The sequence below is a fragment of the Ligilactobacillus sp. UO.C109 genome, from assembly GCF_026847815.1.
GTDB classification, from domain to species: Bacteria; Bacillota; Bacilli; order Lactobacillales; family Lactobacillaceae; genus Ligilactobacillus; species Ligilactobacillus salivarius.
Genome location: NZ_JAPSFH010000008.1, coordinates 1 through 17,833, shown reverse-complemented (window position 1 = coordinate 17,833; position 17,833 = coordinate 1). Strand labels below are relative to the sequence as shown.

Annotated in this window: 16 protein-coding genes; 1 reads left to right on the top strand and 15 read right to left on the bottom strand. The window is 34.9% G+C overall.

Going from position 1 to position 17,833, the window contains the following annotated elements:
- Positions 1-3 precede the first annotated feature (3 nt).
- The 7 genes from OZJ21_RS03320 to OZJ21_RS03290 form a co-directional block, all read right to left on the bottom strand.
- Positions 4-681 carry a hypothetical protein gene (locus tag OZJ21_RS03320; RefSeq protein WP_003707128.1) on the bottom strand — a complete coding sequence of 226 codons (678 nt, stop codon included), beginning with the start codon at positions 679-681 and terminating at the stop codon, positions 4-6.
- On the bottom strand, positions 662-1,864 hold the full coding sequence (locus OZJ21_RS03315) for a hypothetical protein (protein ID WP_003704105.1): 1,203 nt from the start codon (positions 1,862-1,864) through the stop codon (positions 662-664). The genes OZJ21_RS03320 and OZJ21_RS03315 overlap by 20 nt, the downstream gene beginning before the upstream one ends.
- A gap of 123 nt (positions 1,865-1,987) precedes the next feature.
- Positions 1,988-3,943, bottom strand: coding sequence for a PTS fructose transporter subunit IIABC (locus tag OZJ21_RS03310; protein ID WP_003700844.1), 1,956 nt, complete (start codon positions 3,941-3,943; stop codon positions 1,988-1,990).
- 27 nt (positions 3,944-3,970) lie between these two features.
- On the bottom strand, positions 3,971-4,885 hold the full coding sequence (pfkB, locus tag OZJ21_RS03305; protein WP_191355884.1) for a 1-phosphofructokinase: 915 nt from the start codon (positions 4,883-4,885) through the stop codon (positions 3,971-3,973).
- Positions 4,882-5,637 (bottom strand): DeoR/GlpR family DNA-binding transcription regulator, encoded by a 756-nt coding sequence (locus OZJ21_RS03300; RefSeq protein WP_049164832.1) that lies wholly within the window; start codon positions 5,635-5,637, stop codon positions 4,882-4,884. Before OZJ21_RS03300 ends, pfkB begins: the two co-directional genes overlap by 4 nt.
- 412 nt (positions 5,638-6,049) lie before the next feature.
- A complete protein-coding gene (locus OZJ21_RS03295; RefSeq protein WP_268857437.1) occupies positions 6,050-7,393 on the bottom strand; it encodes a PFL family protein in 1,344 nt (447 codons plus the stop codon).
- Between the two features lie 16 nt (positions 7,394-7,409).
- Positions 7,410-7,679 (bottom strand): ACT domain-containing protein, encoded by a 270-nt coding sequence (locus OZJ21_RS03290; protein WP_003703119.1) that lies wholly within the window; start codon positions 7,677-7,679, stop codon positions 7,410-7,412.
- 135 nt (positions 7,680-7,814) lie between these two features.
- Between OZJ21_RS03290 and OZJ21_RS03285 the strand changes: the two genes are divergently transcribed.
- Complete coding sequence (locus OZJ21_RS03285; protein ID WP_011475559.1) at positions 7,815-8,165, top strand: hypothetical protein; 351 nt, start codon at positions 7,815-7,817, stop codon at positions 8,163-8,165.
- Between the two features lie 51 nt (positions 8,166-8,216).
- On the opposite strand, the gene OZJ21_RS03280 is transcribed toward OZJ21_RS03285, so the two are convergent.
- The 8 genes from OZJ21_RS03280 to OZJ21_RS03245 all read right to left on the bottom strand — a co-directional run.
- Positions 8,217-9,350 carry an SGNH/GDSL hydrolase family protein gene (locus OZJ21_RS03280; RefSeq protein WP_268857439.1) on the bottom strand — a complete coding sequence of 378 codons (1,134 nt, stop codon included), beginning with the start codon at positions 9,348-9,350 and terminating at the stop codon, positions 8,217-8,219.
- A gap of 69 nt (positions 9,351-9,419) precedes the next feature.
- On the bottom strand, positions 9,420-10,193 hold the full coding sequence (locus OZJ21_RS03275) for a DUF975 family protein (RefSeq protein WP_180375859.1): 774 nt from the start codon (positions 10,191-10,193) through the stop codon (positions 9,420-9,422).
- 103 nt (positions 10,194-10,296) lie between these two features.
- On the bottom strand, positions 10,297-11,316 hold the full coding sequence (locus OZJ21_RS03270; RefSeq protein WP_081509002.1) for a lipoate--protein ligase: 1,020 nt from the start codon (positions 11,314-11,316) through the stop codon (positions 10,297-10,299).
- Between the two features lie 86 nt (positions 11,317-11,402).
- Entirely contained in the window at positions 11,403-12,809 is a 1,407-nt protein-coding gene (gene lpdA, locus OZJ21_RS03265) for a dihydrolipoyl dehydrogenase (protein WP_003704973.1), read from the bottom strand.
- Positions 12,810-12,816: 7 nt separating this feature from the next.
- A complete protein-coding gene (locus OZJ21_RS03260) occupies positions 12,817-14,097 on the bottom strand; it encodes a 2-oxo acid dehydrogenase subunit E2 (RefSeq protein ID WP_014568083.1) in 1,281 nt (426 codons plus the stop codon).
- 16 nt (positions 14,098-14,113) lie between these two features.
- The gene (locus OZJ21_RS03255; protein ID WP_268857436.1) at positions 14,114-15,091 is read right to left on the bottom strand and encodes an alpha-ketoacid dehydrogenase subunit beta; all 978 of its coding nucleotides are present in this window, start codon (positions 15,089-15,091) and stop codon (positions 14,114-14,116) included.
- A 2-nt stretch (positions 15,092-15,093) separates the two neighbouring features.
- A complete protein-coding gene (gene pdhA / locus OZJ21_RS03250) occupies positions 15,094-16,191 on the bottom strand; it encodes a pyruvate dehydrogenase (acetyl-transferring) E1 component subunit alpha (RefSeq protein WP_003700825.1) in 1,098 nt (365 codons plus the stop codon).
- Between the two features lie 337 nt (positions 16,192-16,528).
- On the bottom strand, positions 16,529-17,833 hold a 1,305-nt coding region (locus OZJ21_RS03245), incomplete at its 5' end, for a mucin-binding protein (protein WP_268857435.1).

Here is a 17,833-nt window from a genome sequence, read left to right as displayed (position 1 = left end):
TATCTAGTCTAAATTGCGATGCTTTAGACTTGGAAAAACTATCTTGTCAGCTATCCCTACGATTGGTCCCTGACATAATAAAGCAAATATTGTTCCAACATTTATTGCATATATATGATGTGATACAATTACCGAAATAATAATCGCAACAATTGGTGGAGTAAAGGTTACCAATTGGGCAATTGTAGAACTACCTTTGAAATATTTAAAACGAATAATTTGCATCAAATCATCAACCGGATGCAACATCCAATTTATTCTTTGATAAAGTGATATAGCAATAGCAATTAGGACTACTCCTAAACAATCCAAAAAGATACGCACAGGTAAATTTAAACTATGAATTCCTAGTTTAACTAATTCTGTTGCAAAAATCCCTACTAAAATTGAAAAAGGAGTCATAAAAATTAGATTACCCAATATTCTTTTTAAATTAACTTTTTTCAAAATTATTAGATTAACGATTATTACAATAAAACCAGAAATAAATAGCATCGCACTCAAAGAAATTGGTGTTATTTTAGCTATATTAACTGCTGCTGCAGTCCACAAAGCACTTCCTAAATTTAAAGATACTGTCAAAGCATTACCTAAACTATTCAAAAATATTGATAAAATAAAATACCCTAATAACAATCCTATTGAACTAGTTTCTAAATTTCTATTTTGTGTTACTTTCATTCTCTATCCCTACTATCTCATTATCTGACTGTACATCTGCAAACATTCCTAAAAATACAATGTTAAATGCCATGTCCCATAAATGATTATCAATTGCAGAACTTAATAAAACTAGGATCAAGGCTATAACTAAATTATAATTTCTTTGTTTAATGTTACTTTCGATACTACTAATTATGTAAAACATCGCAACAACAAAGAATACTAAGCCATACATTAATAACGCCCTTACAAACGATGAATCAATGAAAAAGTATGCTTCCCCTGGCTTAATACTACCATTCCCATTTTGATAAACAAATTGACCAAACAAAGGAATAGCATAATCATGATATGCAACTTGCCCGAAGAATAAACGCGCAGAACTCAAGGTATTTATAATACTCCAAATTCTACTATTTGGATTAAACATCAAAGGCAACATCACATTGATAACTGCGTATATCCACAATCCCCATCTAACTTGTTTTAAACTGAATCTTTGGATAAATTTTACCGCATACTTATATCCCCCTGCACATAGGAGTAGTATCAAAATAATCAAAATTTCATCTAGTTTAGTTGCAGTTAATGTATAGACACATATCAATAAGGCTATTCCTGAGATAATCTCCGGTATATTCCATTTAAATCGTTTAAGTAAAGCATATGCTAACATAAAATAAAAAATATGCGCTGCAGCATCTGATGGAGAATAGTTTCCTAAAGCTATTCTAACCGTATTATCTCCTGGTCTTTGAAGAGTTAAATTCAGTATATAATCATTCAGAGCCAACCAGGCACTTACTATAAAAATTGGAATTCCAAAGGTTAAGTACAATTTAAGAATTTTCCTGAAGTCGACATCTTTGGCACCTATCAAAAATACGGTATAGAATAATGGCTCATAAGCACGAGCCCGATAGCAAATATAGGTTATCAGCATAAAGATTAACAATAATTTTATTGTTAGCTTTCGTGGATATTTATCTAGTAATACTATCTTTCCCATCACTAAAAGAGTTACTGCCTGCTCAATTCGAAGGAAAATCAACTTATTAAAATATGTAATTTGATCCACCATTGTTGTGCCATTAATATAAATAGTTATAAAAAATATTGCCAGACAACATAGATAAAACCATTCTGTTAACTGACGGTACTTTTTCCCGGCATCATCAATTAATTTATTATCTATCGGCATAAAAATATTGCTCCTTCAATATTATTTAACAAATATAATGATATGCTAAATCATTAACTCTGACAAATTAAATATCTTTTACAATTAAAAAAAGTGGACTTTTACATCCACTTTTCTTTATAATTATTTTTCATTAACTGGTTTTTTCCAGAAACTCATAATCAAAGCTGCTACGATAGAGCCAACGATTACAGCTAAGAAGTAACCCCAAATATTTGTTGCTAAAGGTGATACCCAGAAACCACCGTGAGGAGCAGGAATACCAATTCTCATAGCACCAACAATTGCTCCAGAAACAGCAGAACCAATGATACATGATGGAATTACACGACCTGGATCAGCTGTTGCAAATGGAATAGCACCTTCTGTAATGAATGAGAATCCTAAGATCCAGTTTGTAACACCTGCACGACGTTCATCTTCAGTATACTTGTTCTTGAAGAATGCAGTACCGATAGCTGTTGCAAATGGAGGAACCATACCACCAACCATTACGGCAGCCATCAAAATAGCAGCAGTTGTAGACTTAGGATCGTTAGCGAAAGCACCTGAAGCAAATACATAAGCAGCCTTGTTGAAAGGACCACCCATATCAATAGACATCATACCAGCTAATACTAATGTTAATAGAACTAAGTTTCCAGTACCCATACCATTCAAGAAGTGAGTAATCCATAGGTTGATTGTACTGAAGATTGGGTTAACAATGAAGTACATAATCAAAGCAATGAATAGCAATCCGAATACTGGATAAAGAAGCATTGGTTTCATACCTTCAACTGAACGTGGTAATCCTGCAAACATCTTCTTCATACCTAAAATCAAGTATCCAGCAATAAAACCAGCTGCAATACCACCTAAGAATCCAGCAGGTGAAGTTGAGTTAGCTTGGAAGTTAACATGATATGATCCACCTAAGGAAGCATTAGCGATAGAAGCCATGAATCCACCAACGAAACCAGGCATTAAAGCAGGAGTATCACCGATTGATTCAGCAATGTAAGCTGCCAATACAGGTACCATAAATGCAAATGCTAAATTACCTGCACTATTTAAGAAAATAAATGCTGGAGCTTTGGCACCACCCATATATTGTTCAACAATAAATGAGATCGCCATTAAGATACCACCACCAATAACAAATGGTAGCATGTGTGAAATACCATTCATTAATTGCTTGTAGATGTTACCCCAAACAGTTCCATCAGATTCAGTAGAAGAACTACTATCATCACCTGTTGCGTGATAAATAGCTGCCTTTCCATCCAAAACTTGTTGGATTAATTTTTCTGGTTCTTGGATACCAGATTTAACAGGCTTATTTACAAGTGGCTTGCCATCGAAACGGTTCATTTCAACTTTCTTATCAGCAGCGATAACAACACCGACAGCTCTTGAAATTTCATCTGCTGTTAAACGATGTTTGATACCTTCAGAACCATTTGTTTCAACTTTGATATCAACACCTAATTCTTTAGCTTTCTTCTTTAAGTTTTCTTCAGCCATGTAAGTATGTGCAATACCATTTGGACAAGCAGTAACAGCAACAATATATGGACGATCACTATTACTATTTGCAGCTGCTTTTTCAGCTTCTTCTTCAGCCTTGTTTTCAGCTTCCTTCTTAGCTACAGCTTCTGCAAAAATATCTTGAACCTTGTCAGGTGTATCTGCAGCTTTCAATGCTGTTACAACATCTGGGTTCATCAATACTTGTGATAAAGCAGCTAAGGCCTGCAAATGAGTATTATCTCCACCTTCTGGAGCTGCAATCATGAAGAATAAGTGAGCTGGCTGGCCGTCCATTGAGTCATAGTCAACACCTGCAACACTTCTAGCAAATTGTACAGCTGGTTTCTTAACTGCAGCGTCATGTGCGTGTGGAATAGCAATTCCATCGCCCATACCAGTTGAACCTTCTTCTTCACGTTTAATGATATCTTTCTTATAAAGATCTTCATCATCAATGATTCCATGTTCATAATAGTTATGTACCATTTCATCAATTACTTCAGACTTAGTAGTAGCCTTAAGATCCATAATCATGATATCTTTCATTAACAAACTACGAATATCCATATTAAACCGTTCCTTTCCTAAACAATTCTATTTATATTCATCAATAGTAATTTGAGCATAAATTTCATCGATCTTTTTGCGAGTTGCCAAATCTTCAGAAAATGCTGTTGCAGATCCAGAAGCCAACCCATAATGGAATGCTTCGATTGGATCTTTAGTACTTGCATAAGTACCAACAAAACCAGCTAACATAGAATCACCAGCACCAACAGAGTTAATAACAGTTCCCTTAGGAGCTAACGATCTCCACACACCTTCTTTGGTAATCATCAAGCCACCATCACCTGCCATAGAAACTAAAACATTTTGAGCACCCATGTCTAGCAATTTACGACCATATTTAACAATGTCGTCTATTCCGTTAAATTCGACACCAAATAAATCAGCTAATTCATGATTATTTGGTTTAACAACTAATGGCTTTTCAGCTAAGGTCTTACGTAAGCTTTCGCCAGTTGTATCAATTACAAATTGAGCTCCTTTTGAACGAATGATCTTAATCAAATCAAAGTAGAAATCATCATTTAAACTAGGTACTAAACTTCCAGCAAAAATAACAACATCATCTGATGTTAAATGGTCAAATTTTTCTGTAAAAGCACTGATTTCTTCTTCAGTCAACTTAGGTCCTTGACCATTGATTTCTGTTTCATTTTGAGCCTTAATTTTAACATTGATACGAGTATCAGCTGCAATTGGAGTGAAATCTGTCTTCAAACCTACTTTTTCAAGTTCTTCTTTTACAAAATTCCCGGTAAATCCTCCAAGAAAGCCCCATGCAATATTGTCATGACCTAATTCCTTTAAGATACGAGAAACGTTAATACCTTTCCCACCTGGAAGCTTGTTATCGTAGTCCATACGATTAACTTCTCCCAAGGTGAGCTTGTCTAGTTGCACGATATAATCAATAGATGGATTGATTGTTACCGTATAAATCATAATATAACCTCCTGTATTGTTGCCTGTGAACTATACTGCTTAGCTACACTAGCAGGTAAAGTACTTGTGATAATTGTTGCATCTGTAACATCTGCAACTTTCACAAAAGACACATAACCAAATTTAGACTTATCAGCGATTACATAGCCTTTTTCACTTCTTTCAAGTGCGGTTCTTTTAATCTCAGCTTCATCAGGATCTGGAGTTGTCAATCCATACTTTTCATGGACACCATTGATTCCTAAAAATGCTTTATTAAATCTAAATCTTTTCAAATCATTTGCTGCTTCAACACCAATAATTGCTTTAGTAGTATTCTTCAATCTACCACCTAACAAGAAAGTCCTAATATTCTTATCGGCTAATAATGAAGCATGCTCAACTCCATTTGTAACAACAGTTAAATGCTGATCTTCAGATAAATAAGGAATGATTGCTATAGTCGAAGTTCCAGCATCTAAATAAATAACGTCATCATCTTGAATATAACTTGCTGCCTTTGCTCCTAAACTTTCTTTTTCTTGAATATTTTGAGTGGATTTCCCCATTACATCAAGTTCTCGTTGCAAAGGTTGCTTCATCTTAGCACCGCCATGGACACGAACTAACAATCCACGTTCTTCCAATAACTGCAAGTCTCTTCTTCCTGATGATTCTGAACATTGTGTTCTTTCACAGATATCCTGTAACTTAACCACGTTATGCTCTTTTAACAGTTCTAAAATTATTCTATGTCTTTCTTCTGCAAGCACTTTCACAACCTCCTCTAGTATAGTACCACTATTCTCAATTAAATTCAATCATAAATAGTCAAAAAAAGTCATTTTCTTTCATAAAAATTATAGAATTTACCAAAATACTTCTTTATACTTATGTTTCCGTTTACATTATTGTTAATAAAAGAAATAAAGAACTTATTTCTTTGTTAAAATTATATTATTAAAGTTAAAATAATAGTAATATACCGTCAAAATATTATCTTTACACTCAATAATTTACCATTATCGATCATAAACCGTCAAATTAACTTAATAAAAAAGAATAAAACAGATTTTATTTACCTGCTTTATTCTTAATTTGTCTTAAATATTCATTTCAATCGATAGCATTCTTAAATTATTTTCCTGATTATCCTAAAGAGTATCAGCCATTATCATGCAATTTCTAGTTTTTAAAACTATGAACAGGTGCTGGAATAAGTCCACCACGATTAATCATATCTGCTGAAGATACCTTATTAACTGCCATAATTGGAGCATGTCCTAATAAGCCACCAAATTCAACTGTTTCGCCAACATCTTTTCCAGGAACTGGAACAACTCTAACGGCAGTTGTCTTATTATTAATCATACCAATTGCAGCTTCATCTGCAATCATCGCACTAATTGTTTCAGCGGGTGTATTTCCTGGAATTGCAATCATGTCTAACCCTACTGAACAAACAGCTGTCATTGCTTCTAGTTTTTCAATATTAAGTGATCCAGCATTAACTGCATCTATCATGCCAGCGTCTTCAGAAACTGGAATAAATGCACCTGATAAACCACCTACATGACTACATGCCATGATGCCACCCTTTTTAACTGCATCATTTAACATCGCTAAAGCTGCAGTTGTTCCATGTGTTCCAACTTGTTCTAAGCCAATTTCTTCCAAAATTTGGGCAACAGAATCACCTACGGCAGGTGTTGGTGCTAAAGATAGGTCAACGATTCCAAATGGTACGTTTAATTTTTCTGCGGCAATACTACCTACTAATTGGCCCATTCTTGTAACTTTAAACGCTGTTTGCTTGATAGTTTCTGCTACCACATCCATAGAAGCGCCCTTAACTTTTTCTAGAGCTGATTTAACAACACCAGGTCCAGAAACACCCATATTAATAACTGCATCTGGTTCACCAACTCCATGGAATCCTCCTGCCATAAACGGATTATCTTCAACTGCATTGCAGAAAATAACCATCTTAGCATTTGTCATAAAATCTAGTTCTGAAGCTGCTTTAACAACTTGCCCCATTTCTTTAACTGCATCCATATTGATTCCACTTCTTGTTGAACCAACATTTACAGAAGCACATACTAGATTTGTTTCAGCTAAAGCCTGAGGTAATGATTTGATTAAAGTACTATCCCCATTTTGATAACCTTTTTGCACCAAAGCCGAGTAACCACCAATAAAATCAATACCTAAAGTTTGTGCTGCTCTATCTAAAGCTTTAGCATATTTAACATAATCTTTATCTTTAGAAGCTGCAGCAATCAAACTAATCGGTGTTACTGAAACTCGTTTATTAATAACTGGAATTCCATATTCTGTTGCAATTTGATTTCCAACTTTCACTAAATCTTTAGCTTTAGTTGTTATCTTGTCATAAATTTTTTGACATGCTTTATCACTGTCACTATCAATACAATCAAGCAAAGAAATTCCCATTGTAATTGTTCTAATATCCAAATTTTCTTCTGAAATCATCTTGATTGTTTCAAGGATTTGCGCTGTATCCATGCTCTATCACCTCATCTTATAGTTGATGCATCGCTTGATATAACTTTTCGTTTCTAATTTTAATTTCTACACCCAACTTTTCACCCAATTCATTGAGTTCTGTTGTGATTTTTTCGAAATCTACTTTTTCATCCGGAATCTCTACCATCATCATCATTGTAAAGTATCCATTCATAATAGTTTGAGATACATCAAGAATATTGATTTGGTTTTTAGCTAAATATGTACTTACGCCGGCAATTATACCTGCCTTATCTGCTCCAATAGTAGTTAAGATTGCTCGCATTTAAAACACCATCCTTATTTTGATTACCCTTATTATAACTTATAAATCTACTTTTTCATCAACTTTATTAGTTGGTGCTACTCTTTATTTTTGATAAAATATACTTAACATTTCTATTTTGAAAGGACGATAATAATGTACAACATGCTTAATTTCATCCCTGATGATATGGGCGAAGTTCAACAAAAATTATTTTGGCTTAAAGCTAATGGATATCCTGATGCAACTGAACAAGAAGTTATCGAGAAAACTATTCTTGATGGTGTTCAATACATGTTTGACGATGCATTAGAAGGACCTTACTGGACTGTTATTTGGGATGATACTGATAAAAAATTAGCCGTACGTGGAGCTACAAGCGAAATTGTTGGCTATATCATTCCTAGAGAAAATCATTCTACATTCTCTGATGACTTTAGGGAAGCTTCCCCTCTAACTTGGGAAAATTTATCTAAACAAGTAGAAAAACTTATCGGCTCTGATTAATTAACAAAAGCGACAGCAAAGTCTTTAAAACTAGGCTTTGCTGCCATTTTTTTAATGAAATAGTTCTTGTTCTATTTTAGGAATTAATTTAGTTGCTACAACCCTACCACCAGCCTGATTGATATGCATATGGTCACCAAAATCATATGCACTTTGTACGCCACATGGTAGCATTTCTAAAAGAAGTGATGTGGGCACTGTCTCAGGAATTGTAGCAAATTTGCTATTTAATTCTTTTCTAAATTTTTGTGCTTGTAGCTCTTTATCATCTGGCCGACCAGTGTGACTAAGCGTAAATGGTGGTATATCTAGCAAAATTAATTCACTATTGCGCTTTTCTAAAATTTCATTTAGCCTCTGGACAGCATTAAAAAAATTATCCTTAGTTATTTTTTGTCTTGCAGCTACTTCACTAATCAATGGTAGCATCAAATCATTCGCCCCAATTGAAACAATCGTCAACTCAGGTTTAAAGCCACTCCTATTTCTAACCATTCTACTTAATAAACTCTCTCCAAAGGTTTCATAAATAGGTTGATCATGGGGAGCATCATGAATTAAGCGACTTCCAGAAATAGCAGTATTTAGCACTGTTACTTCGTCAGGATGTACGGTCATCAGATATTGCATTAAAGGAGCTGTTATCATTCCCATTTCCATTAGCGAATCTCCTGTAACTTCTAAATATTTAGGAGTTGCTTTCGTCCATACATCTACTTCTTCTAAACAAAACCACCCTTTTCTACTTTGCCAAGTATCGCTTAATTTAGGTAGAAAATTAGCACTACGGGCAAAAGAAGCGTTAGTCAAAGATGTTTCATAAGTACACTTAAAATCACAGTATTCTTGTTCCTGCGAAGACTTCATATAGATATAGATTGTTTGTCCAACTTTAATATCTAAGTCTATTGAATCTGTCCAAATTGCTTCTCCTTGTGGAATTACAATCGTATCCTGATACAAAGCTGTTACTCTTTGTTTTTCTTTCATATCAGCTGTTAGAGCTACATAAATTTCATCAAAAATGAGTTCTTCTTTGCCATAGTAATTGGTTAATTTTAATCGTAATTCTTTGCCTGATAAAAAAGACGTAATTTTTATTAATTGAGATAATTCTCTCATCTTAAATGGCATCGCCGAAAAATCAATATTCTCATAATACCAAGCAGCTTGCCAAGCAACCATTTCTTTCACCTACCCTCAAAAAAGCACCAATAAGCTTTGATCTTATTGGTGCCAGTATCTTATTTTTTTTTACATTTCCTTAAATTCAGCATCATAAACTCTATCTTGTTTCAAAAATTTATCTCCAGCTAAATTTCGATAAAATGCAGCCTTTGTTGCGCTCATATATGGAATCAACCAAATATAACCTAATCCAAATGTAAGAATTGACACAATATGCCAGCCAATAAAGCTTAAATCTAATAGGAATAGTTCCCACTTATGTCCATTCATCAATTCTCTACTTAAAGTTACATAATCAGGATATTTGTAATTGGCTTTTTCACCACTAGCTTCAATATCTTTGTAGATAAAATAAGTTTGTGAGTATGAATATCCCTTAATAATCCCAGGAATAATGAAAAGTAATGACCATAGGAATTGTAATACCCATTGGATAATATACATCACTAATACTGGAATAAAATATCTTTTAGAAAACACTTGGAACATGCTTCTAAAATTGTTGATACTTTCCACGCTTTTGCCACGAAGCCAATCTAAAAAGGTATATTGAATCCCCAGATTTATCATAATTCCAATAATACTTGAAACAACATTGGTACTATAGGTTCCACCATTCCCAGTTGAATTAGCAGTCGCATCATTCGAAATGTTATTAAATACATCTGAATTATTATGCATTACTAACAATAGTACCTGTAAAAATGCTGAAATCGTAAATACTGTTATTACTGTGAATACAATTGGTATTATTGATAATCCTATCGCTTTTTTCCAATTTCCACGAAAAGCATCTTTTACTTCATTTTTTAATTCTGCTCTTGTTGCCATTAGTCCCACGCTTCCCTCCTACATACAATAATCAATATACTTACATAATTATTGTAACATATCAGCCTGGAATAAATAAAACTCGCCAAATCGACGAGTTTTACTTTAATTACTATTGTTGTGTTGAGATTAATTCTTTAATATCTTCAGCATCAATTCCAACAAAATATTTATTCAAATCAAGTTTGCCTAATGCTTCTTTTATAGTTGACACATCATACTTCAATCCACGTAAAGCATCTTCGACATCTTTTACATCGCCTGAACCAAAGAAGTCACCGTAAATCTTAATATCTTTGATCTTACCATCTTCAACTAAGAAACGTGCATCAATTGTACCGCTAGTAAAGTGTTTGCGACGCTTAACTGTGAATTCTGGAGACTTGCCATATACCCAATCCCAGTTCTTATAAAGCTTTTGTTCAATTGCTTCAATACCTTTTTTATCTTCGTCATCTAATTGGTATTCATATTGTTGTGCTTCTTCTAAAGAGTTAACACCCCAAATTAGTTTAATTAGTTCATCTCTAAATTGGAATGTATCAAAGTCTTTATATTCTTCGCTAACATATGGCTTTAGGTTTGTAACACGAGAACGTACTGATTTAATTCCTTTAGATTCAATCTTATCCTTAGGAACACGTAAAGCATCAGCAACTGCATCAGTATCAACATCAAACATTAGTGTACCGTGAGAGAAAGTTTTGCCACCACGCGTATACATTGCATTACCAGAGAATTTCTTACCATCGACCACAATATCATTACGTCCGGTTGTTTCTGCACCTGTTACACCCATCTTATGCAAAGCATCTACAACAGGTTGTACTAAAGATTTAAAGTCACCAAATTTTTGATTTTCTGCTGGTACTACGAAACTAAAGCAAAGGTTACCTAAATCTTGGTACATAGCTCCACCACCTGATAGACGGCGTGTAATAGTAATTCCATGTTCTTCACAATATTTTTGGTTGATTTCTTCCATTGTATTTTGGTTACGACCAACAATAATACATGGCTTTTCAATGTAGAATAACATGAACGGAGGTTTTATCTTATCGCTATTCATTAAATATTGTTCTGTGGCCAGGTTTGTTCTAATATCATCTGTTTTCATTACAACGTATTGCATTTTTTCCATAACTTTCATCTTCCTCTACTAATTACTTTTATACAAAGAACCGATATCTGATACATACCGGTCCTTTACTTTAATTATTAAATATTTGTTGGGAATCCAATGGCAACATCAGCAGTATCCATAACAGCTTCACTTAAGGAAGGATGTGGATGAATTGTTAATGCAATATCTTCAACTGTTGAACCACATTCAATAGCCAAAGTTAATTCACTAATTAAATCACTAGCGTTGCTACCAACCATTTGAGCACCTAATAAGACGCCTGTTTCCTTTTCAAATACTAAACGGATAAATCCATCTGTTTCACCCATTGAAATTGCACGACCATTAGCTGCAAATGGGAATTGTGCTTTCTTAGCGTCAAAGCCTTTTTCCTTTGCTTCAGCTAATGTCAAACCTGTTGTTGCAATGGATGTATCTGTATAACATACAGCTGGCATTGCATGGTAATCAATAACTGTTGGTTTGCCAGAAATAGCTTCTGCTGCAACCTTTCCTTCGTAAGAAGCTTTATGAGCTAATGCGTATCCCTTTGTTACGTCACCAATAGCGTAAATGTTAGGAATATTTGAACGACTTTGTGCATCAACAGGAATTAAACCACGTTCATCAACACTTACACCAGCTTGTTCTAAGCCCATATTTGAAGTGTTTGGACGACGACCAACAGAAACAATGACATAATCAGCTGTAATTTTCTTTTCTTCGCCATCTACTTCGAAAGTAACAGTTACATCTTTATCTGTTTGTTCTGCATTCTTAGCCATAGCTTTAGTGTAAATATCTACACCTTGTTCACTGAAGTGATGTTCTACAACTTTAACTAAGTCTTTTTCATAGTTAGCTAAAATCATATCTCCACCTTCAAGGATGGTTACATGAGAGCCTAAGTTAGCGTAAGCAGATGCTAATTCAGAACCAATGTAGCCACCACCTACAACAACTAATTCCTTAGGAACTTCTGTTAAGTTCAAAGCACCAGTAGAATCAAGTACACGTCCTTCAAACTTGAAGTTAGGAATTTCAATTGGATGACTACCTGTTGCAATAATCAAGTTATTGAATGTATATGTTTGAGCCTTATCATCATCAGAAATTACTCGTAAACTATGACTATCTTTCAAATATGCATTTCCCCAGATAACATCAATCTTATGTTTCTTAAATAAGGAAGCAACCCCACCTGTTAGACGAGCTACAACGTTATTCTTCCATTCAATTGTTTTATCGAAGTCTAGCTTAGCAGCTGTAACTTGAAGTCCCATTTCTTGAGAATCCATTGCATGTTGGTAATGATGTGCAGCTTCAATCAAAGCTTTAGAAGGAATACATCCAACATTTAAACATACACCACCAATGTATTCACGTTCAATTACAGTAACTTTTTGACCTAATTCTGCAGCATGAATTGCAGCTACATATCCACCAGGTCCAGCACCTACAACAACTGTATCTAAATCTATTGCAAAATCTCCAACTACCATTAGCCTATCATCCTTCCATTAATAACAATTCTGGGTCACTTAATAATTCTTTCAAGCGATTCATTGCACGTTGAGCTGTTGCACCATCAATTACGCGATGATCAAATGCCAAAGATAACTTCAAGACTTTAGCAATCTTTACTTCACCTTCAACAACAACTGGTTCATCAGTAATACGACCCATACCTAAAATAGCAACTTCTGGCCAGTTAATTACTGGTGTAAAGTGACCGCCACCTACTGAACCGATATTTGTAATTGACATACCTGTGTGACTCATATCACCGGCTGTTAATTTACCATCTTTAGCTTTAGCTGTGTTTTCAGTAATTTGTTTAGCAATACCAAATAAGCTTGTGCTATCAGCATGTTTTACATTTGGAACAAATAATCCTCTATCTGTATCTGTAGCAATTCCTACATTGATGTAATCCTTATAAACAATTTCATGCTTATCCATATCTACAGATGAATTGAAAATTGGGAATTCTTTCATAACTACGGCTAATGCTTTTACCATATATGCCATGAATGTTAGACGAACATCACGTTCTGCAGCAAGTTCTTTGTACTTCTTACGATGTGCCCATAATTTATCAACAATTACTTCATCAAAGACATGCACATGTGGAATTTGTGATACTGAACGCACCATTGCATTTGCTGTTGCTTTGCGAATACCTGACATCTTTTCACGTGTTTCAGGCCATTGAGCATCTCCAGCAGGTAACTTAGGAGCTGGTTGTGGTGCTGCTTCTTCCACAACTGGTGTTGCTTCAGGGGCAGCAGCAACTGCACCACCATTAGCTTTAAAGGCATCAATATCACTTCTTAATACTTGACCATGACGACCAGAGCCTGGTACTAACTTCAAGTCAATTCCTTGTTCACGTGCATAGCGACGAACTGCTGGCATTGCAAGAACTGGTAAGCTATGATCTGCAACTTGTGGAGTTGGTTGTGTATTTGGTGCTGGTGCAGCTTCCACTTTTTCTTCTTTTTCAGTTTCTGCAGCAGGAGCATCGTCAGCTACATTACCTTCTCCTTCTGCAACTTCTAATTCGATCAATGGTTGACCAACTTCAGCAGTTTCGCCTTCTTCAACCAATATTTTTGTTACTGTACCTGAAACTGGGGAAGGAATTTCTTCAACAGATTTATCATTTTCAATTTGAACTAAATCTCCATCAACTTCCACCTTGTCACCAGGCTTAACATGCCATTCGCCAATTGTACCTTCTGCAATACCTTCACCGATATCTGGCAATTTAAATTGATATTTACTCATTATTTCACCCTCCAAATTAGAAGTTCACAACTTCTTTAACTTTCTCTACGATATCTTTTTTATTTGGTAACCATATACTTTCAGCTTCACTAAATGGATATGGTGTATCAGGTGCACTTACACGACCAATTGGTGCTTCTAATGAAAGAATACCTTTTTCTGCAATTAATGAAGCTACCGCTGGAGAAATTCCTGCTTGTGCTTGTGCTTCTTGAACAAGTACAACACGACCTGTTTTCTTAACAGAAGCTAAAATTGTTTCTTCATCAAGTGGAGATACTGTACGTAAATCAACAACTTCAGCGTTAATTCCTTCTTTAGCTAAATCTTCAGCTGCTTTCAAACTTTCTTGAACCATGTAGCCATATGTTATGATGCTTACATCGCTACCTTCGCGCTTAACTGCTGCTTTGTCCAATGGTACGATGTATGCTTCATCTGGAACTTCTTCTTTAACTGAGCGATATAATTTCATATGTTCTAGGAATACAACTGGATCATCTGAACGAATAGCTGAAATTAACAGTCCCTTAGCATCATATGGACCAGATGGAATAACTACGCGTAAACCTGGTGTTTGAGCCATCAAGCCTTCTAAACTATCAGAGTGAAGTTCAGGTGTATGAACCCCACCACCAAATGGAGCTCTAAATGTAACAGGCATCTTACGAGTTGCTCCCATACGATAACGTTCACGGGAGATTTGTCCTGCAATTGAATCCATTACTTCAAAAACAAAACCAAAGAATTGAATTTCAGGAACTGGACGAAAACCAGTGAAGGCTAAACCTGCTGCTAAACCACCAATACCAGATTCAGCAAGTGGTGTATCAAACACTCTATCTTCTCCGTAAATTTCTTGAAGTCCATCAGTTGCACGGAAAACACCACCGTTTTTACCAACGTCTTCCCCAAATACTAAGACATTGTCATCACGCTTTAATTCTTCATCCATTGCCGCTGTAATAGCTTTAATCATTGTTGTTTTAGCCATGGTTATTCAGCCTCCTTCTTTGTGTATTTATCAATTTGTTCTTGAATAGTTGCAGGTGTATCAACAAAGACATTCTTTAGATATTCGCTAACTTTTTGCTTAGGTGCTTTTTCTGTTAGAACCATTGCTTCATCGATTTCCTTGTTTACTTCTTCTGTCCATGCCTTTTCTTTTTCTTCAGACCATAGACCCTTCTTATCTAAGTAAGTACGCATACGAATTAATGGATCTTTTTCTTTCCATTCTTGTTCTTCTTCAGCTGTACGATAACGCTTAGGATCATCACCAGATAAAGTATGTGGTCCGAAACGATATGTTAATGTTTCAATTAATACTGGACCGTTACCAGCTGCTGCATATTCACGTGCAGCTTTCATTACTGAATACATTGCTAGTGCATCCATTCCATCTACTTGAACAAATGGAATTCCAGCTGCCACACCTTTTTGAGCTAATGTTTTAGCAGCTGTTTGTTTTGCACGAGGAACTGAGATAGCGTATCCATTATTTTGTACTACAAAAATTGCTGGAGCTTTAAATGCACCTGCGAAGTTGATACCTTCGTAGAAATCACCTTGAGAAGTACCACCATCACCTGTGTATGTATAAGCTACATTCTTAGAACCCTTTTTCTTCAAACCTAAAGCAATTCCTGCAGCTTGAACATATTGAGCACCGATAATAATTTGTGGTGGTAGTGCATTGAAGTTTTCAGGATATTTATTTCCATCAACATGACCACGTGACCATAAGAATGCTTTGTATAAAGGCAATCCATGTAATACCAATTGTGGAACATCACGGTATGCTGGAAGGATATAGTCTTCTTTTTCCATTGCAAATTCTGATCCAATTTGAGAAGCTTCTTCACCTGCAGTAGGTGCGAAGAAACCTAGACGTCCTTGACGATTCAATTTAGTTGAACGTTCGTTTAGGACACGAGACCAAACCATTTTCTTAAATAATTCAACAATTTGTTCATCACTTAAATCAGGAAATAGATCCTTGTTAACAACATTTCCATCATTATCGAGAACACGAACTGTTTCAAACTTGTCATCAACGATGTTTTTTAATTTATCAAAATCAATACCAGCCATCTTGAAAACCTCCTTAAAAATTAGCGATATTTTCCGAACTTATTTTTATTTTATATAACGCTTACAATTTTATTATACCTTATTTTTTTAAAATGTTAATTTTGTTTTTTTTTGCACAATAGATTTTATGGCATATAATGCCGACTTATCAATATTTATAACTTTAAATTAAGTTCAAAAAAATTTATGAAGATCTATATTTGTTATCGTTATCACAAAATGATTACAAGCTTAACATGCCTATTTAATCAAATTAAAAAAGACTAACCTATTGTTAATCATCACATAATTTTATTAACTTTGTGATTTTTCCAATAAATTAGTCTTTTATAATTATTTAGTTATCACGTTTATTCTTGCGCTTAAATCCGAATAAACCTGCTAAACTCATTAAGATTAATCCTACTAAACTAGCAGTATTATCTTTTTGATCACCAGTTTGTGGTAATGTTTGGCTTGATACTTTAGTATTCACTTTATCTTTAGAGTTAATAGTATTTTTGAAATCATTGGACTTCTTAGTTTTAGTTTCTACTTTACTTTCCTTACCGTTATTATCGTTCTTATCAACTTGGTTTGTATTCTTTGTAGAATCTGTACTATTTTTCTCATATACAAAGGTAATTTCTAAAGTCTTACCAAAAATACCATGAACCAATTTGCTCTCAGAAATTAAGTGGTAACCAGCAATTTCTAAGGCTTGAGTAGTAAACTCATTTCCTTCTTTACCAGATACAGTTCCAGTATCGGCAAGCTTATTTCCCATGTTGTCTTCATAATTAATTACCACATTTACGATATTAGCTTTATATATTACAACTTCTGTCGTATTGCTATCATTAATTGTTACTTCTTTAGCTGTTACGCTTGCCTTATCTGGAGTGTAGCCTGCCTTTTCTGGCGTCTTCACTTCGTCGAAGCTTTGACTTGGAACATTTGTGTTCCAAATTACTTGGTTTGTTACTAGATCTTTGTCGCCTGGTTGGGTGAACGTTAGACTTTGACTCTTGGTATCTAGTAGATTACCTTTTTCGTCTCGATACTCTATTGTTCTTGTTACTACTTTGTCTCTAGTTACTGCTTCATGTTTATGTTTCAAATGAATTGTTACTACGTTACTTTCATCAGTACCATTTTCTGGGAAGGTGTAATCCGTTGGATTTCCTGCTACTTCCTCATAATTCTCTGGTACTTCTGGGGTAACCTTTACAGTTTCTCCTGTCTTGCCAGATATGCTACCTTGCTTGACTTCTTGTCCACCGTTGTCATCATCCACATATACTACTCGACTGGTTTGTTCATTTGCCTTATATACTACAGTTTCTGTGTAATCTTTAATATCAAATGTTACTGTTTCACTTGGAACAACAGCTCTATCTGGAGTATAGCCTGCCTTTTCTGGCGTCTTCACTTCGTCGAAGCTTTGACTTGAAACATTTATGCTCCAAGTTACTTTGCCTGTTACTAGATCCTTATCGCCTGGTTGGGTAAACGTTAGACTTTGACTCTTAGTATCTAGTAGATTACCTTTTTCATCTCGGTACTCTATTGTTCTAGTTACCACGTTGTCTCTAGTAACTGTTTCATGTTTATGCTTCAAATGAATTGTTACCACGTTACTTTCGTCTGTACCATCTTCTGG